This window comes from Paenibacillus sp. FSL R10-2199 (assembly GCF_038000235.1).
Lineage (GTDB): Bacteria > Bacillota > Bacilli > Paenibacillales > Paenibacillaceae > Paenibacillus_AQ > Paenibacillus_AQ phytohabitans.
In genome coordinates, this window is the sequence record NZ_JBBOBO010000002.1 from 1,421,895 (window position 1) to 1,439,606 (window position 17,712).

Sequence of the window (17,712 nt, forward strand, 5' to 3'; positions counted from 1 at the left end):
AACTAGCAAAACTTATTTTTAACTGTTACAATCAAAGGAAACATCGTGGTGAAAGGAAAGATGCAGCTTGCTGTGGGAGGATTTCATTAACAGCTACTGGCGGAATTGGCGGACAGGCGACCGGAGCAAGGACCGGGATAGGCTGGATGAACCGGAGTGGCTGGCAGAATGGCTGGCGGCACAGAAATTACCTGCGGCAGGACCGATTCTGCCGGTTGAACTGGAGCGGCTGAAGAAGCTGCGCGGATTATTATGGGACGAGGTACAACGGCTGGTGCAGGGACAACCTACGGAAAGCGCTCTGCTGGAACAGCTGAATCAATATATGGGTAACGGGCCTGTTCTGCGGAAAGTAGTCTGGGGTACCGGCGGCGAAGCCGGGATTTCATTGCTTCCCCAGCGTGCAGACTGGGAGCAGATTATGGCGGAGATAGCGGCTTCTTTTGCCGAAGCACTACTGGAGAAGGAAGCCTCACGTTTCCGGATTTGCGGAAATCCCGATTGTCTCTGGGTCTATTACGACGATACCCGCAACCGCTCGAAGCGCTACTGCGACGACAAGCTCTGCGGGAACCTGATGAAGGTCAGACGGTTCCGGGCGCGCAAGAAGGCTTCGGAGGATGAAGGAAATCTGCCGGACTAGCATTTAGACAGACTGCAAATGCCGGGTCTGCTGAAGCGGAGTCAATGTTGTGTTTTTGCCGGATTTTTTGGCAGTATAGAGCAGTTCATCCACTTCCTCAAACAACTGTTCTTTGGTGGCTCCTTCGGAGTAGCTTTTGAGTCCGATACTGACGGTCACTGCAGTATTCTCCAACTCTTCATGTAGAGTCTCCGACAGTTGCTGACGTACCCTGTCTGCCAGCTCGTAGGCTTCTTCATAGGTCTTCTCAAAAAAAAGAACCGCAAATTCCTCGCCCCCATAACGTGAGGCAATATCCGTTGGAGTGATATTATCTTTAATCACCTTGGCGACCCGCGCCAGCACTGCATCACCGGTACGGTGGCCGTATTTATCGTTAATCCGCTTGAAATTGTCAATATCAATCAAGGCCAGATGAAACGGCGCACCTTGATTCCCGTACTCCAGCGCTTTGTCGTAGAACTCGTGGAAGGAGATATGATTGTACAGGCCGGTCAGCGCATCCGTAGTGGACAGCTTGCGGATCACCGCGTTCTCGATCATCAGATTCTGCTTGGCCGTCAGTGTCGCTTCCAGATCACTCGCCAGCTCCCGCCCGTTAATAATAATAATGCTGGCTACCAGCGTGCCCACCAGCAGAAATAGCGGAATGGCAATCAGATCGAAATCATTCAGATAATATTTGAACCAGTAATCCCAGCGGTAGAGAATGAAGAACGCAGCCGCCTGCAGGGCAGACGTAAATAAGGTCAGATCCAGCCGGAAAAAGATCGCCGAAGCAAAAATCGGCAGCAGCATCAGCGCCCCGATAATCCGGATATCCATATTCAGATGGATAATCATCATGGCAATAATGGTCCCGGACACAAACAGCAGGACAAAGGAATATTTCGGCGCAATCGCATCAACGAACTGGGTCACCCCGACAACCGCACTCATCAGCAGCGTCGGGTAGAGCAGAACATCATAATAAAATTCATGCGGGCCCATTGGGTATGAAAGAAATAAAAAAGCCCAGAGCTGCGCAGCAAAATGCAGAGCAATTACGAGCCAATAGGTACGCAAAAAACGCTTGATCCACTTGGCCTGCCGCTGTGCGGAAGTATCCGAGGGGCCCAGGAAATCTCTTAATCTCAAACCATTCACCCGCTGCATGTAGATTTGATCAACACATTTCTATTATTTTAACATGATTTGCCCCGGGTACGATACTCACTTACGGGATATGTACTGATTTTTTTGGGGGTTAATGCGTCTACATATAGTGAGGGAAGTTACGAATGTCAGCCCTAGTGGAGCCTTGTGTGTCTGACAAATTCTAAGGTACGAAGGAGCTAGGAATTTCATAGGCGGGATATCAAAAAGCAAATAAAAAATGACCATCCAAATTGTGAGTTCTGGAGGCCATTACTTCTTCCAAACATGCTTTATTCTTCCGTCCCAATCTTTCCTTTTTCTTTTTCAAAATCTGCTATGTGTTGCTCGATCAAGTATTCGATCTGCATAGCAATAGACCGCTTATTTTTATCTGCGATATATTTAATTTTGTTGAAATTATCATCTTTTAAACGTAAAGTAAATACTCTTTTATCAGTTGCCATATGTTTGTACTCCCTAAAAGTGATGTCATTATTCTATCATTGTGAAAATAACGTTCATAGATTCACATTGACATCTAAGTGATGTCACCTTATAATTTTAGCTATATCATATTTTTTATCGGGGGAGCATACATGACAGATGTGGAGCATGCCTTTAACAAGTTTCTTTCCATACGTATGGAGTATATAGGAAGTTCTATACTATCTAATTCTGATGACTATAAGCATTTAATTTACGAATGCAATCAGTTGTTTGTAGAGTTGATTTCCTTGCTTCCCCAAGACTGCCAACTTCGTCTACAACATTATGAGACTAGTACCGTTCTACTCCAAAGTATTTCAGAAACGCTAATGTACAAGCAAGGCTTAAAAGATGGAATGAATCTCAACACTCTTCTACCCAATGAGTCACCTCAAAATAATCTTCAATAATTCCTTAGAACAGAAAAGTTCGTAATTGGCCTACTACAGCATCATTCCCTTTTTTCCACATTAGTATATCCTCATATTTCCACATTAAGATCCCGACAGTTTTACACTAACAACAAAAACAGCTTTCCCCCATTTCAACTTTCATAATTTCAGTTCTTTGCTCTCAATGCATACGCATACAGGAATTTTTCTTCGCCGGGTGCAACATTTCTCACCTAAAAGCCATCTTAATAGGTAGAGGTGATGCACAATGAGAACAACTAATATTATAAAGCGCGAAAAAAAAATGAGCATCGCGTGCGGAATCCTGGCTGCCAGCTTGTCGTTTGGAGCATCCGCTTTTGCCTTTTCTGATCTGAACGGACATTCTGCCGAAACCAAAATCAATGCGCTGCATGACGCCGGTGTGATTAACGGTATAACCAGCGATCTTTTTGCTCCCAACGCTAAAGTAACCCTGGCGCAAGGCGTTCAATTTCTCGTCAAAGGGCTGGCGCTGACGCCACTGACAGATACGGGCAGCACTTCCACGGCCAGCAGTTTTTTTGACAATGTAAAAGACAATGCCTGGTATGCCTCCTCATTCCTGACCGCCAAGCAGAGCGGTTTGACTCTGGCACAGAATGCCAATCCGAACGCAAACCTGACCCGCGCAGAATTCGCTCATCTGTTAACCGAAGCCTTGCAGAGCAAGGGTGATTTCCCGGTTACCAAAATGTATTTCATGGTCGAGGATGGCGACAAGCTCTCTTCCGATGTTATGAACAGCCTGCAGATACTGCTGAACACGAAGGTTATTACGCTGGACAACGGAAAATTCCGCCCGGCCGATATCATCACCCGCTCCGAGGCTGCTGTTATGGTTCATGATGCCGCTGAGTTTGCAGCACGGGCCATCAACCAAGACGATACAGTAATTGAGCCTTCTGAACCAGAACCAGTTCCGGTTAATAACTACGTTTCCAATGTTGTCCTGGAAAAAGCTGCTGAAGGCATCAATAAAGCCACCATCACCGTCGATAATCTGCCTAATCCCGGCTACGGCCTGGCGGTAGAGCGCATCGAATTCACCAGTCCCACCAAAGCAGTGATCTACTTCAAAATAACCCTGCCCGATCCGGATATGATGTACCCGCAAGTCATCACCAAAGGGACGGTCTCCACTTATCTGCCCGAAGGCTACACTGCTACAGCAGAGCCTGTAATGGGTTCGCGTTGGCTGCAGCCGGCAACCGATGTTGAGTGATTCTTGATAAAGACTTATTGTAAGGTTACAAGCAAATGAAAAACAGATCATGCCTGCATTCAGGGACATGATCTGTTTTTCATTTCACGCATTCCATTTTAAACAGTAGACGCATATTGCGAAGGACTACTTTCATCTAGCTATAGTAACCTATTTCTCTTTTGGAAGAAGCAATTCTCTTATAAAGGCGCCAACAAAACCAGAAAGAAGAACAATTACTACAATATTTAGTGATTTATCAAGTACTGAAGATGAAAAAATCACTCGAAAGCTCTTTGTTATGATGGTTATTACAAATACTAAAGACATAGTGATAAAACCTGCTCGGGCAGATATTTTCACTTCATTCATTCCTCTCTAAAACAAAATTACCAAAATCTAAAATATATTTATCACAAAGTGATTAAGTAATACGCAGTACGAGGAGGCCAGTAAAAAGCAGACCACTTACTAGCGGATTCTAAAGGAGCTCGTTTTAGAGTTCAAAATTTATCGGGATTTTTAATTCTAATTGAGGCTACTTCCCCACATTTTTTGCAGAATGTGTAAATAACCGGAGAACCAAAAGAAAATGTTTTACCAATCGGCATTACTCTAGCATCCACAGCGTTCACTTCACCTTTAGTAAAGGTAGTGCTTCCACAAGCTTTACAAGTTAAGCTTTCTTGGTTCATAATGGCCACCCCCAATAAAACATACGAATTATTCCAAATGGAGGTTTCATTATTAAAAAGCAGTAATGCACAGTTCGAAAATATTGGTTTTTTATATTGAATCTAATTCCCTCCTACGTATGAAAAACCGTCATCAGAAGAATCAGCAAACCGCTGATCAGCCCGAACAGTTCGAGTGCAAACATTCGGGAACGGATTTTGCGGAAAAATACGATAGAAGGATGGACCAGTCCAGCCGCCATATACAGAAGAGACAGCAGCAGGCCGAAGCTGAGCAGGGAAAAAATCGGGTTATCCGCCTGGGGCACACCAAGGAAAATGACCAGTAGGATGAGCGCGGTCAGCAAATACAGAAACCAGCGGGCAATTCGGATAGCTGGTCCGGATTGTACCGGGGGAGTGTTATCAGCGGCTAGCTGTTCACGGGTATGCTTCTCCAGTGCCCGCCGGAACTCCTCTGGATTCTCGTTGCGCATTCGCTGCATTTGGTTCGCATTGTCAATTCGCTGCTTCAGGCTTCTAAACATGCGGTTCTCTCCTCTCCATTGCTGCTTCTATCGTTATACTGTGCTACTGCTTCTCATGCCCTGCCTATTTCTTTTACCCATCCTACCCCTGCAGCGCCTTCCGCACGCTTAGAATATACTTGGCCTGATCCAGCGGGTTCACGCCCCGGCGGGTGCGCTCGGCAGTGACGTCCGGCGGGCACGGTTCATAGCCGGCAAAAAAGGAAGTAAACGTGCTCCGCCCCTTCGTGTAGGAGCTTAAGGTCACAGGATAATCTAGCGAGGTTGCCAGCGGCAGCCTGCCTTCGATGATCATCCGCTCGCCCTGCAGCACGGGCGGCTCGAAGGTGCCGCGCATCTGCACGAGGTCGTTCATCACGCGGCCGCCGTTCTCCTCAGGCACGACGATGCGCACCTGCAGGATCGGCTCCAGCAGGCTGGTGCCGGTATGGGCCAGCCCATCCATGATGGCCATGGGCGTAGCCACGGCAAAATCCAGCGGATGGGTATGCCACACATGGTGGTTCCCCTCCACCAGTGTGATCTTGAGGTCGGTGACCTCCCACCCGCGCAGACCCTGCTGCAGCGCCTCCGGCACACGGCGGGCCGTCTCATTCTGGTATTGCGGCAGCAGATCGGAGCTGCGCACCAATGATTCATAGACGAGGCCGCTGCCCGGCGGCCCCGGCTCTATCTGGAACCTCAGAATCGCCCAGCACGGCTTCGGCATCAGGTACGCAACGTAGCCTTCACCTGTGCGGCTTGGCGTTTCCCGGTAGATCACCGACGGCTGGCCGAAGGTAACCTTCAGCCCGAATCGCTCCTGCAATACACTATCCAGAATCTCCAGCTGGATCGGCCCCATCACCTTGATATGCAGCTCCCGCTCCTCCTGCAGCCACTGGGTATCCAGCAGCGGGTCCTCGTCGGCAAGCTCCTGAAATGCGGCAATCACCTTATGGTCGTCGGCATCCGCTCCCCAGAAGACACGAACGGTCAGCAGCGGGACGGCAAGCTTGGCCTCCTGCGGAATGGCCTCCGGTTGGCCCAGTACATCGCCGATCCGCACGCCAGACAGCCCATAGACTACAGCGATGTCACCCGCTTCCAGCGCCCCCACATCCTCGGTGCGTCCGCCTTCGACCTTGCGGATCTGCGTCACCTTGCCCTGAACCTCCTGCGTATAATTCATCACCGTGTCCCGGTTGCGGATAGTTCCTTGATAGAGGCGCACGAAGGCCATGCGGCCCATGCTTTTGTCACGCTGGATGCTGTACACGATGCCGGACACCGGCTGCTCCGCATCCCCGCCCGCGCGGGGGAAATACTGGGTCATGGCATCGAGCAGCGCCGTGACACCGAGACCTTTGGCCGCTACGCCATACACCAGCGGATACATTCTTCCTGCGGCCGTCCGAACGGCCAGCTCTCTTTTCCACTGCGCCAGTTCTGCCGCACCGCCCGCCATATACAGCTCCAGCAGTTCCTCGTCCCGCTCCGCGAGCGCTTCCAGCAGTTCTGTCCGCGCCGCCGCGTCCGCACCTTCACTCCACAAATCCGCCGCCCCTATGTATTCCCGTTCCCTATATAAGGGCTGCTGCACAGGCACAATATCCCCGGACAGATAGGTCCGCGCCTGAGTTAGCACAGCGGCTGGATCAGCGCCGATCCGGTCCATTTTATTCACGAAGATGAGCGTCGGAATTCCCAGCTTGCGCAGCGCATTCCAGATCATCTCACTCTGTGCCTGCACGCCCTCCACTGCTGACAGGATCAATACCGCACAATCCATCACCCGCAAGCTGCGCTCCACCTCGGACAGGAAATCCACATGCCCCGGGGTATCGACCAGGTTGATCTGCACTCCTTGCCACGTAAATGAAGCCAGAGCCGCCCGCACAGAAATCCCCCGCTGCCGCTCCACCTCCATGGAATCCGTCAACGCCGTTCCGCTGTCGACACTGCCAAGTGCGCGAATTCGCCCGCTCTCATATAATATATGCTCCGTCGTCGTCGTCTTCCCCGCATCTACATGAGCAAAAATCCCCACGTTGATCCGTTCAACCCTCTGCTGCTGAATCATCTATGTTCTCCTGTCATAAGCCGAATGTATGAATGCCTGATAGTGTTTGAATCCGTTTACTGATTCTACTTCAAGTGTACAGCCAAATGCCGCTAATGTTCAATCGGTAAGCACTTTCCCGGATGACGGCCCCGCGGTCTGCTGATACTAACAACAATGCGCCTTCTGCAATTAGGTTACTTGGTGACAGACGCACATTACTCAGCCCAACAACAATTTTTTCAGCTTATACAGAACTGCCTGCAACATTTCGGCCCCTTTGGCCATCTAAGAGTATAAGAGGTGAGGCACAATGAAGAATAAATCATCATTCCAGAAGCGCGCTACAAAAATCACTCTAGCGTGCAGCATTCTGGCAGCAACAGTATCATTCGGAGCATCGGCTTCTGCCTTTTCGGATCTGAAGGGCAATGCTGCCGAATCCAAAATCAATGCACTCCATCAAAATGGCATCATTAACGGAATTACCAGTGATATGTTCGCACCGAAATCCAAGCTGACTTACGCCCAAGGCCTGCAGTTCATCGTCAGCGGCCTTAAGCTGTCCCCACAGAATACAACCGGCAGCAAAGCCAGCGATTACTTCGACAAGGTAAAAGATAACGCATGGTATGCCTCCGCATTCGTGGCTGCCAAGCAGAGCGGATTGTCTCTGGACAAGTCCATCGACCCCAACGCGGCAATGACGCGGATCCAGTTCGCTCATTTGCTGACCCAGGCGCTGCAGAGTAAAGGGAATTTCCCGGTTACGCTGATGTATGCGAATATCACGGATGGCGGCAAGCTGTCTACAGCGGAGATGAACAGTCTGCAGATTCTGGTCAATACCCGCCTGATCATGCTGGAGAAGAACAACACCTTCCGTCCGAATGAACCGGTTACCCGTGCGGAAGCCGCTGTCCTAATCTATGACGCAGCCAAATTCGCCAAAGAGGTAATCACTCCGGATGACAGCGCCACTGCTCCGGTTAATGACTATGAAGCAGCGGTTACACTGGAAAAAGCGGCTACTGGTGTAAACAAAGCCACTGTCACAGTTGAGAATCTGCCTACCTCGGGTTACGGCCTGTCGATTGAGCGGATTGAATTCGGCGCTAACCAAACAGCAGTGATCTACTTCAAAGTGACTGCGCCGCCTGCCGGTTCCATGAATCTGCAGGTCATCTCTACCGCCTCCGCGGTAACTTACCTGCCTGAAGGGTATACAGCGGTAGCCAAATCCGTAACAGGTTCGGCTTCTGCTGCCGCTTCTTCCGCAGGGATGTAAGTGAGAAATTTATAAACGCATATACGTCAAAAGAAGCCGCATCGCCGTTGGGATAACCAAGGGATGCGGCTTTTTGCGATTTTACTAATAACTGGCTGGCGCTTTCAGTCCTTACGTTAAGGTGTCCACTGATCATGAATGATGCCTACAAGGATATGGTCCTGACCATTCTTCTCGAAAACCAGCCGCAGGCTGCGCCAATCCATGCCCTCTGCGGAAGGATCGATCCCCTTGATATAATAATCAACGAAATCATGAGTTTCCTTAGGATACACCTCGTTGATATTGTTCAGGGTTGTACCTTGCCCCTGGCTTTGATTCACAGCAACTTCAGCCTTCCCTGCAAAATCCTCATCGTACACATACTGCTTATAATAATCCGCAAAGGTTAGCTTAATCAGCTCTCCGGTACCGGCGAACTCACGCCATTCACGCTTTACCGGATCTTGCATTGCAGCTTTCAGCTCTTCCTGGCTTAACACAATGTCTTTATCAACATCAACATAAGCGTAAGGGGAGAAGCGGACCCCTCTGTCCCGGTGTACCCACGCGGCGAGCGTCTCCATACTCCCGTTCTTCAGCGCCCGCATTACTGTGGTTGCCGCTTCCAGCGCTGTAGGCGGTGTGCCTTCCTCCGGCGGTCCGGGGTCTTCCGCTACCGGAGTTGGTTCCGTACCCTCAGGACTTGGAGCAGGCGTTGCAGCCGGTGCCGGGGATGGTACAGCCGGAGCGGGCTCCTGAGTAGGTGCCTCTGTCTGATCCGGTGCGGGTGTTGCTTCCTGAGCCGTGTCAGGCGCTGAACTGCAGGCTGCAAGAAACAGCATTACAACCATCAGCGCAGTAAATCCAATAGATCTTGCCTTGTACAAGATATCCCTCCTCATTCTGCCATACTTACCCATTAGACGCTGCCCGGCCGGATATAGTTGCAGGGCGTTTGTCACTTGTCCAGGTAAGCGGCGGGAGGGGCTAGTTCACTGATTTGCAGCAGACGTACGATTTCACCGTCGATTACTTCTTCCCCAGCTTGTGAAAATCCTAAAGATTCATACAGCTTCCCCGCAATCAGATTGTCCGGCCGGTGTCCAATCATGATTCTAGTACATTTGGAATCACTCATCAGCTGAATCAATGTTTCCATTGCTGCCTTGCCATACCCTTTGCCTTGATGCTTGTGATCAACCATTAGGGCAGGAATCCAATAATTATCATCCTTGTCCGGACGGGTGCAAAATACGAGAAATCCGACTAGAACCTCTTCTGAGTAAATCGCACGCAATTCAAATTCATCAACATACTTCGATTCAGCAATCCAATAAACCACAGGTGCAGGAAAAACATTCAGCTGCTCTGGCTTAACCGTAAGCTGGGTACATTCATACCAATTCTCACTAGAGACAGGCTTTAGTTCCACAGACATATAAACTTCCTCCCAACTTTCACTGTGCGGATTTCACTGTGTAGAGGAATTCATCCTGAGTGATTATTACTCCAGCTCCGTATACAATCTGATCTCCTGCCGTCCCGTTTGGAAACCCACGGATGCGTACAGGGACAGTGCCGATTCATTGGTAGTCATGGCGATAAGCTGCGCCTGCTCCAGCCCGTGCTCCTTCAGATATGCCAGGGCGCGGACCAGCAGGGCCTTGGCGATCCCGCGTCTTCTCCATGGCTCACGGACAAACACGTCCTCGATAATGCCGTTCTTATCTTCCTGCCAGACCATCAGACTGCCGGCCACCTTGCCTTCATCCAGTACAACAGCCGATGTCCAAAGCGGATGCTCCTGATACTCCAGTAGACGCTCCAGTCCCAGCGGGACATCCGGCCAGATCTCCGCCTCCAGTTCCAGATAAGCTTCTCTCTGCTCCGGTGAATCCAACTGAACCCACGCTGATTCAAGCCCTGCCGCAAGCTCAACCACGGGTATTGGTTCGTTCAAGTCACGATGGAGCGTATATAACCGGCTATGCGGCAGGTAACCCAGATGCTGTGCGAAATAAGTGTTGCAGCTCTCTTCTGCGGCATAATTCCCCGTACACAGAACCGTTCCGTATTCCCGGGGCAGTGTCCCCTTCAGTTCATGCGCCCGTTCCAGCAGAAGGGAGTAGACACTGTCGAGCAGTCCGATATCCTGTTCACGCCCGGGCAGTGTTTTCAGATTCACAAAAATCTTATGTTTGCTTCCAGGCAGACGTCCCGGGGGAACCACATTGAAGATCTGCAGCTGGCCTTTGGCCACCATTTTGTCCCCTTCAAAGGCACAGATTACATTCTCCCAATTGCTCTCCTCCCCTACCCACCAAAAAAGCACATCCTCCTGTGCCGACACCCGCGCATACATTTCCCCAAGCGCCGCCATATCGTTCTGTCCGAAATTCCTGATTACTCTATTGCTCAATACCGGTCCGCCACCTTCTGTTTTTGTTCATCATAACACTGTGTGGAAGAGGGATTAAGATCATTAACAATTATAACTATTCTCTACCGCAGCTTGGCCCGGAGCGTTACATCTGCTATTTGGGGTTGCCAAAAAACGGCTGCGCCGTCCTGGTCAAGGAAGCGCAGCCGTCCGGCTGGTCATATGGGTTGTTCTTGGGTTGTTCTTGGGTTGTTCTTGGGTTGATGCTGATTTGGGTCTTATTCTGTCTTGATTGGTCATTAGCCGTGGTGTTTCGTATTCGTTTCTTCTGCTGCTGTATTCGCGGGCTGGTCATTATTAACAGGTTAGTTTGCTGGAGCTCCATAGTGACTATCCAAGATCCAGTTGCCCGGGTGCTCCACTCCAGTGTACATGTCGGCATTCTTCCTTGCGGACTCCAGAGACGTTATTTTGCGAAAATAACCTGTTCTGCTCCCCTTGCGGACTCAGAAGACGCTATTTGATCTTTCGGGCATGCCAGCAGACCTCGAGCCATGAAATAGAGGCCTTTGAGTCCGCAACCACGATCAAAACGCTGATTTCCGCAAAATAGGGTCATCTGAGTCCGCAACAGTTCGTGCAATAGAGCTCAGACGGGCCAGTTTCCGCGTGTTCGGCAAGCCCGGCCCAATGGGCCCGGCTTCCCTTGTGCCACGAGTCTGTGCCAGCCCCGGCAACTGCTTCTTGGCCCTATTTCACGCTGCAGGCCACCTATTTCGCTGCTCTGACTTCTCGCATGGCCAGCCTCGTATACCGTTTGCCCTTGCTTCAACCTGCCAGACGATGTAGCCGGCCTGCTTCACGCTGCCGCCCAGCTTGCAGCGCCGGTCTGACTTCTCACATGGCCAGCCTCGCATACCGCCTGCCCTTGCTTCAACCTGCCAGCGATGCCGCCGGCCCTACTTCACGCTGCCGCCCGCCTCGCGCGGCTGGCGCATGGTCAGGCTGACGCGGCCCTTCTTCAGGTCGACGCCCATCACCCATACGGTGACATTGTCTCCCACGGAGACCACGTCCATCGGGTGCTTCACGAAGCTGCCGCTCAGCTGGGAGATATGGACCAGCCCGTCGTTCTTGATGCCGATATCGACGAACGCGCCGAAATCGATCACGTTGCGGACGGTTCCCTGCATCTCCATGCCGGGAACCAGGTCCTCGATCTTCAGCACATCCGTGCGGAAGATCGGCAGCGGCAGCTCCTCGCGCGGATCGCGGCCCGGGCGCTGCAGACTCTCCAGGATGTCGCGCAGCGTAGGCACGCCGACATCCAGCTTCACAGCCAGCTCGGCGGCATCCTGCACCTCCAGCTGCTGGGCTACTTCCTTGCTGCCGAGCTTCTCCACAGCGAGGCCCAGCTCGCGGAACAGCCGGTCGACCACCGGATAGGATTCCGGGTGGATCGGCGTACGGTCCAGCGTGTTATCCCCTCCGGGGATACGCAGGAAGCCGATGCACTGCTCGTAAGATTTCGCGCCCAGGCGCGGCACCTTCTGCAGCGCCTTGCGCGTGGCGAACTTGCCGTTCTCCTCGCGGAACTTCACAATATTCTTGGCGATCGTCGCATTGACTCCCGCCACATAGGACAGCAGCGAGGCCGAAGCGGTATTCACGTCGACACCGACGTGGTTAACCGCCGACTCCACGACGCCCTTAAGGCTCTCTTCCAGATGCTTCTGTGACACATCATGCTGGTATTGCCCGACACCGATCGCCTTCGGGTCGATCTTCACCAGCTCCGCGAGCGGGTCCTGCACGCGGCGGGCGATGGAGGCGGCGCTGCGCTCCGCCACATCCAGGTCCGGGAACTCCTCCTGCGCCAGCTTGGAGGCCGAATACACGCTGGCCCCTGCCTCGTTAACGATCAGATAGGCCAGCTCAGGATTCCCGACCTCGGCAATAACCTCGGCAGTGAACTGCTCCGTCTCCCGCGAGCCGGTGCCGTTGCCGATTACGATGAGCTGGATGCCATATTTGGCAATCAGCTCTTTGAACTTGGCCGCCGCCTCTTTCTTCTTGTTGTTCGGCGGCGTCGGATATGTGACCGCTACCTCCAGCAGCTTGCCGGTATCGTCCACAACGGCCAGCTTGCAGCCGGTGCGGTAGGCCGGGTCTACGCCCAGCACATGGCGGCCCTTCACCGGCGGCTGCAGCAGCAGGCTGCGCAGATTTCCGGAGAAGATGGAAATCGCTTGCGCCTCGCCTTTTTCCGTCATCTCCCCGCGCACCTCGCGCTCGACGGAAGGTGCAATCAGCCGTTTGTAGGCATCCTCGGTCACTGCTTCGAGCAGCTCTTTGACCGGGGACGGACCCTTCACCAGCTTGCGGATAATGAAAGCGTGAATCTTGTCGGCAATAATCTCAATGCCGACCTTCAGCACATTCTCCCGCTCCCCGCGGTTGATGGCCAGAATACGGTGCGGCGGCATTTTGTGCACAGGCTCACGGTAGGAATAGTAATTCTCATATACGCTCTCCTGCTCCGCATCCTTCGCTTCAGAGACCAGAATCCCCTGGCTTGCCGTATACTGGCGCACCCAGGAACGGATGGCCGGATCATCGGCAATATTCTCGGCAATAATATCCATTGCCCCTTGGACAGCAAGCTCCGCACTGTCTACACCTTTATCCGCATCTATATATTTCGCCGCTTCTTCATAAGGATGGCCCTGGCGGCGCTGCTCCATGATCCAATCGGCAAGCGGCTCCAGCCCCTTCTCCTTGGCAACACTGGCCCGTGTCTTGCGCTTCTGCTTGAACGGACGGTACAAGTCCTCCACTTCCTGCAGCTTCACAGCCTTCATGATCTGCGCCTGCAGCTCCGGGGTCAGCTTGCCCTGCTCCTCAATGCTGCGGATGACATCCTTCTTCCGCTCGCCGAGGTTGCGCAGATATCCAAGCCGTTCTTCGATATCGCGCAGCGCGTTCTCATCCAGCTCTCCGGTCATTTCCTTGCGGTACCGGGCGATAAACGGAATTGTGTTGCCCTCATCCAGCAGCCCCACCGTAGTCCGTACCTGCTTCAGGCTAATGCCCAGTTCCTTCGCAATTGCTGCAGTAATCAGTTCCTGCTCCTGGCGGGCAGCCGCATCTTCCGCCGCTTTACCCGCCCCATTAGTATCAACGCTCAAGTATATCCCTCTTTCTATACGCAGTCTGAGTTCATAACTCTCTACTAAAATACTATCACAGTTTGCCGCAGGACCAAAGTTTGGCACGGTAAAGTACCCCCGCAACGCAAGCTACCAACCGGGTGATAACTCAGCAGATTTACGGGGACCCCAAAGCATATTCCGCCCGGAAGGCGAAATATACAGCTTACCAAGGTTAATTGGACCCTACCTTGCATACCTTTACCTTTCCCGTTTAAGGTTCCCTCAGGCACCCACCCGCTCTGCAACAATAGCTGGATAAACGTATCTTATTTTAGCTGTTTTGGAGCATTCGAGTGTTTTAGTTGGATAAACGTCATTTAATTCCATGCACTTCCTCAACTTTGGCTAATATGCCTTATATTAAGTGCTGTTTTTCCAACTGCTGTTTCAGAGGGGCTTCTCCACTTATGAGCAAGTGGAACAAATCCAACTCCCTGCCCCCCTGCAGCATCCCCTGGCTAATGAGGAGGTTTCCGGTGTCTTTACCCGCCCCAGTGGAGTTATACAAAAAACGGCTACACCGTCCCTCGCGGGACAGTATAGCCGATTCATAACCTCTAACGCTTGGACATGGTTATATAGGTATCCAACCTTCCCCTCCATTTACCGCATCACCGCACTCCGCCGGCTCCGTTTCCGCCGCCCGTAACTCAGCGACATGAGGAAGCAGAGCACCATGACGAGCGCAGCCGCCGCATATGGGAAATTCACATCCATATCGAACAGGATTCCGGCAACAATCGGGCCGGCAATATTGCCCAGACTGGTGTAGGCAGAGTTCATCCCCATGACAAACCCCTGCTGCGATTCATCCGCCATCTTGGAGAGCTGCGTACCGACGGCGGGGCGGAGAATATCCATCGCCAAGAATACGATGAAGGTCACTGCAACAATAGCTGCGAACCCGTGAACGAACAGCGTGAGGAAGATAGACAGTCCGGCAATGAGCAGACAGATGGAGATCACTCTATTTTCGCCGAAACGGTTCAAAATCCAGCTAAACACCGTAACCTGAACCACCGCACCCGCGATGGAACCGAACGTCAGGACGAACGCAATATCCTTGGGGGTGAACCCGAACTTATGATCCACAAACAGCCCGAACACTGTATCATAATTAGCCAGCCCGAAGGAGAGCACGAATATGATCACCAGACCGAAGAAATAAGGCTCGCGGTAAGAGCGCAGCATCTGCATTCCCAGATTCTCCTTGTTACCCTCATCAGACTTCGCTACATCACGCTTCTCCGCAGACAGTGATTCCGGCAGAACGGCAAAAGTAATGAGTGCGACAACGGCAGCCGCTCCGGCAGCGACGAAAAAGGGTACCCGGATGCCGAGCTCAGCCAAATATCCGCCAATTCCCGGCCCGATGATGAATCCCGTAGTAATGGCCGCATTGATCAAGCCCATACCTTTGGCGCGTTCTTCAGAAGAGGTCGTATCCGCAACATAAGCCATAACCGCCGGCATAATCATCGCCGCACCCGCACCGCCGAGCATTCTGGATACGAAGAGCAGCCAAGGCACATTAGCCAGACCAAAGAGCAGCTCCGACAAGGCAAAGACAATCAGTCCGGCGATAATGATTTTTTTGCGGCCCATCCGGTCCGACCAGTTCCCGGCAAACGGTGATACCAGCAGCTGCGTCAGGGCAAAAGCGGCCACCAGCAGTCCGACAACACTCCCGCCAATGCCCAGCTCATTCATGTAGGTCGGCATAATAGGGACAACTAGACCAATTCCCGTGAACGCCAAAAATATATTCAACATCAGGAGCAGCATCGCGCCCCGGTTTCTTAGTAATAATGACATTGTAAATCCCTCCGTAATTCCCGGGCAAATCTTCAGGCTCCAGGTGTGCTTCATTTCATGTAATAACAGTCTCTCCCATTAACGGGCGAAGAACTCATAACGGCGCGGGTACAGCTGCTTGCATAACGCCGTGGACAAGACCGACCATCCGGTCTATTTAAAATATAATAATTTATACGCTTCGCAACGCAAAAAATTATCCCTAGCTTTCACGCAGAAACAGCCTGAAAGCGATATGCAATATCGATGCCTCGGAAGCATAAGCTCCTATGAATGAAGCTTAGCCGTTTCTGCTTGTGGATTAAAAATCCCGTTTACCGTTCAGCTCTCCCGGGTACGCAGTCCTTGAAGCAGCAGCTGAATGGCCCCGCGGTAATATTCCCTGATATCCTCAGGCCCCTTGGCGAGTGCTGTAATCTCGCTGACCCTGCCGATCCCTTCCAGCATCCCGCTGACGATGGTCACATAGTTGTCCAGGTTGCCTGGAATCAGATATCCGGAATCCATACCCTCCTGAAGCAGGTCACGGCAGGCCTGTGAAGCAGATTCGTAGATCTGCGAGAGCCGCTGGCGCATATCATCGGTAAGCGTACGGGATCTGGCGTATTCCTCAAGTGCATGAATCAGCGGATTCTGGAAGTCATTCGCGTAATGATCTCCCAGCGCGAACAGCCTGGCTTCCGTCCCGGTGATCTTGCTCCGCAGCTCCTCCCACTCACAGAGCCACTTCTGGGTATCATCCTCCACCACATACAGGAACAGTTCATCCTTGCTGGGAAAATGGTGATACAGGCTGCCCTTGCTGACCTTGGCAGTTATGCAGACTTCATTCATACTTACCGCACCATAACCCTTATGTGCGAACAAATGTGAAGCATTCTGCAGAATACGGTTCTTGGTTTCTTCTCCATCCGAGCGTCCTTTGATATGTATCCCCCCTATAGACCGACTGACCGGTCTAATTGTAACATAAGGTCAAGCCCTTGCACAACACCCGGTGGAACTGCCAAATAACCCACACAGCGGGGCATTATCTTCAAGCATTACTCCGCTACTTTCCGTTGACCCCGAACGTATTCATTCTTATCCTTGTAAAAAAGGCATACCGGATACAATCTCCGGCATGCCTTTTAGTACAATTATTGATGTCATAGCCCTATAAGGTTCAGAAGTCAATCAGACCCAGGCTGATTTGCAGCGAATCATCCACCAGCTTCATGGTCTCATCGTCCAGGTGGGTGATCTTATCGGTTAAGCGTTGTTTGTCAATGGTCCGAACCTGCTCCAGCAATATAACGGAATCCCGGTCAAAGCCATGGGCAGCCGCATCAATCTCCACATGCGTCGGCAGTTTGGCCTTCTGGATCTGGGCAGTGATAGCTGCCACGATTACAGTCGGGCTGAAGCGATTGCCAATGTCGTTCTGAATGACCAGTACCGGCCTAACTCCGCCTTGCTCTGAACCCACGACCGGTGAAAGGTCGGCAAAAAAAACGTCGCCGCGTTTAACAATCAATATTTACACCCCGCTTACTAAGCGGCCAAGAGTACTGTCTGCATCTTCCTCTGCGAGAAAGGCCTCGCTTGCCATGGTCAAATTAATCTTAGCCATTTCCATGTATCCCCGCTGCATCGACTCCCGGATGGTACGTTTCCTCCGTTCGGTCAAGTACAGCTTCATGGCCTGCCTGATCAATTCACTACGGTTAGAGTTCTCCAATTGAACGATCCCATCCACTTCCTGCAAGAGATGATCGGGCAAGCTGATCATGATTCTTTTGGTGTTCTGCAAATTGGCCACCTTCTCTTCCACCCCCACAAACCTTCTGCCCTTGTGTTCCAGTGTTACAATATACAAGGAATTTTATACA

The 17,712-nt window shown here is 51.8% G+C and carries 18 protein-coding genes; 4 read left to right on the plus strand and 14 right to left on the minus strand.

The features are described from left to right. Positions 1–67: 67 nt before the first annotated feature. Positions 68–643: a CGNR zinc finger domain-containing protein gene (locus NYE33_RS34020; protein WP_341069737.1), complete on the plus strand. Its 576-nt coding sequence runs from the start codon at positions 68–70 to the stop codon at positions 641–643. 3 nt (positions 644–646) lie between these two features. Here NYE33_RS34020 and NYE33_RS34025 read toward each other — a convergent pair whose 3' ends face one another. Continuing rightward, on the minus strand, positions 647–1,780 hold the full coding sequence (locus tag NYE33_RS34025; protein ID WP_341069740.1) for a GGDEF domain-containing protein: 1,134 nt from the start codon (positions 1,778–1,780) through the stop codon (positions 647–649). 290 nt (positions 1,781–2,070) lie between these two features. Beyond that, entirely contained in the window at positions 2,071–2,244 is a 174-nt protein-coding gene (locus NYE33_RS34030; RefSeq protein WP_042134236.1) for a hypothetical protein, read from the minus strand. 132 nt (positions 2,245–2,376) lie between these two features. Between NYE33_RS34030 and NYE33_RS34035 the strand changes: the two genes are divergently transcribed. Then, positions 2,377–2,676, plus strand: coding sequence for a hypothetical protein (locus NYE33_RS34035; protein ID WP_042134234.1), 300 nt, complete (start codon positions 2,377–2,379; stop codon positions 2,674–2,676). Positions 2,677–2,926: 250 nt separating this feature from the next. Beyond that, entirely contained in the window at positions 2,927–3,922 is a 996-nt protein-coding gene (locus NYE33_RS34040; RefSeq protein WP_341069742.1) for an S-layer homology domain-containing protein, read from the plus strand. Positions 3,923–4,072: 150 nt separating this feature from the next. On the opposite strand, the gene NYE33_RS34045 is transcribed toward NYE33_RS34040, so the two are convergent. The 4 genes from NYE33_RS34045 to NYE33_RS34060 all read right to left on the minus strand — a co-directional run bounded on the left by NYE33_RS34045 (position 4,073) and on the right by NYE33_RS34060 (position 7,185). Continuing rightward, positions 4,073–4,273: a hypothetical protein gene (locus NYE33_RS34045; RefSeq protein ID WP_144025949.1), complete on the minus strand. Its 201-nt coding sequence runs from the start codon at positions 4,271–4,273 to the stop codon at positions 4,073–4,075. Between the two features lie 131 nt (positions 4,274–4,404). Next, positions 4,405–4,596 carry a hypothetical protein gene (locus NYE33_RS34050; RefSeq protein WP_156118546.1) on the minus strand — a complete coding sequence of 64 codons (192 nt, stop codon included), beginning with the start codon at positions 4,594–4,596 and terminating at the stop codon, positions 4,405–4,407. 113 nt (positions 4,597–4,709) lie between these two features. Next, on the minus strand, positions 4,710–5,123 hold the full coding sequence (locus NYE33_RS34055; protein WP_341069746.1) for a hypothetical protein: 414 nt from the start codon (positions 5,121–5,123) through the stop codon (positions 4,710–4,712). Positions 5,124–5,205: 82 nt separating this feature from the next. Further along, positions 5,206–7,185 (minus strand): translation factor GTPase family protein, encoded by a 1,980-nt coding sequence (locus tag NYE33_RS34060; protein ID WP_341069749.1) that lies wholly within the window; start codon positions 7,183–7,185, stop codon positions 5,206–5,208. 292 nt (positions 7,186–7,477) lie between these two features. Between NYE33_RS34060 and NYE33_RS34065 the strand changes: the two genes are divergently transcribed. Next, positions 7,478–8,452 (plus strand): S-layer homology domain-containing protein, encoded by a 975-nt coding sequence (locus tag NYE33_RS34065; RefSeq protein WP_336101717.1) that lies wholly within the window; start codon positions 7,478–7,480, stop codon positions 8,450–8,452. Positions 8,453–8,568: 116 nt separating this feature from the next. On the opposite strand, the gene NYE33_RS34070 is transcribed toward NYE33_RS34065, so the two are convergent. From NYE33_RS34070 to NYE33_RS34105, 8 genes are all read right to left on the minus strand, one after another. Further along, entirely contained in the window at positions 8,569–9,321 is a 753-nt protein-coding gene (locus tag NYE33_RS34070) for a hypothetical protein (protein WP_341069752.1), read from the minus strand. A gap of 71 nt (positions 9,322–9,392) precedes the next feature. After that, positions 9,393–9,872, minus strand: a complete 480-nt coding sequence (locus tag NYE33_RS34075) for a GNAT family N-acetyltransferase (RefSeq protein WP_340947728.1) — start codon at positions 9,870–9,872, stop codon at positions 9,393–9,395. 66 nt (positions 9,873–9,938) lie between these two features. Then, positions 9,939–10,853 (minus strand): GNAT family N-acetyltransferase, encoded by a 915-nt coding sequence (locus tag NYE33_RS34080; protein ID WP_341069755.1) that lies wholly within the window; start codon positions 10,851–10,853, stop codon positions 9,939–9,941. A 920-nt stretch (positions 10,854–11,773) separates the two neighbouring features. Further along, positions 11,774–13,936, minus strand: a complete 2,163-nt coding sequence (locus NYE33_RS34085) for a Tex family protein (RefSeq protein ID WP_341070088.1) — start codon at positions 13,934–13,936, stop codon at positions 11,774–11,776. Positions 13,937–14,629: 693 nt separating this feature from the next. Continuing rightward, a complete protein-coding gene (locus NYE33_RS34090) occupies positions 14,630–15,841 on the minus strand; it encodes an MFS transporter (RefSeq protein ID WP_042134223.1) in 1,212 nt (403 codons plus the stop codon). Between the two features lie 321 nt (positions 15,842–16,162). Continuing rightward, positions 16,163–16,804 (minus strand): TetR/AcrR family transcriptional regulator, encoded by a 642-nt coding sequence (locus NYE33_RS34095; protein WP_341070090.1) that lies wholly within the window; start codon positions 16,802–16,804, stop codon positions 16,163–16,165. A gap of 202 nt (positions 16,805–17,006) precedes the next feature. Further along, positions 17,007–17,357: a type II toxin-antitoxin system PemK/MazF family toxin gene (locus NYE33_RS34100; RefSeq protein ID WP_019913013.1), complete on the minus strand. Its 351-nt coding sequence runs from the start codon at positions 17,355–17,357 to the stop codon at positions 17,007–17,009. A 3-nt stretch (positions 17,358–17,360) separates the two neighbouring features. After that, positions 17,361–17,642 (minus strand): CopG family ribbon-helix-helix protein, encoded by a 282-nt coding sequence (locus tag NYE33_RS34105; RefSeq protein WP_039307597.1) that lies wholly within the window; start codon positions 17,640–17,642, stop codon positions 17,361–17,363. Between the last annotated feature and the right edge of the window lie 70 nt (positions 17,643–17,712).

Coding starts and splice junctions, on each gene's coding strand:
- NYE33_RS34040 (WP_341069742.1), top strand. CDS start 2,927: ATGAGAACAACTAATATTATAAAGCGCGAAAAAAAAATGAGCATCGCG.
- NYE33_RS34090 (WP_042134223.1), bottom strand. CDS start 15,841: ATGTCATTATTACTAAGAAACCGGGGCGCGATGCTGCTCCTGATGTTG.
- NYE33_RS34045 (WP_144025949.1), bottom strand. CDS start 4,273: ATGAATGAAGTGAAAATATCTGCCCGAGCAGGTTTTATCACTATGTCT.
- NYE33_RS34030 (WP_042134236.1), bottom strand. CDS start 2,244: ATGGCAACTGATAAAAGAGTATTTACTTTACGTTTAAAAGATGATAAT.
- NYE33_RS34075 (WP_340947728.1), bottom strand. CDS start 9,872: ATGTCTGTGGAACTAAAGCCTGTCTCTAGTGAGAATTGGTATGAATGT.
- NYE33_RS34065 (WP_336101717.1), top strand. CDS start 7,478: ATGAAGAATAAATCATCATTCCAGAAGCGCGCTACAAAAATCACTCTA.
- NYE33_RS34055 (WP_341069746.1), bottom strand. CDS start 5,123: ATGTTTAGAAGCCTGAAGCAGCGAATTGACAATGCGAACCAAATGCAG.
- NYE33_RS34035 (WP_042134234.1), top strand. CDS start 2,377: ATGACAGATGTGGAGCATGCCTTTAACAAGTTTCTTTCCATACGTATG.
- NYE33_RS34060 (WP_341069749.1), bottom strand. CDS start 7,185: ATGATTCAGCAGCAGAGGGTTGAACGGATCAACGTGGGGATTTTTGCT.
- NYE33_RS34050 (WP_156118546.1), bottom strand. CDS start 4,596: ATGAACCAAGAAAGCTTAACTTGTAAAGCTTGTGGAAGCACTACCTTT.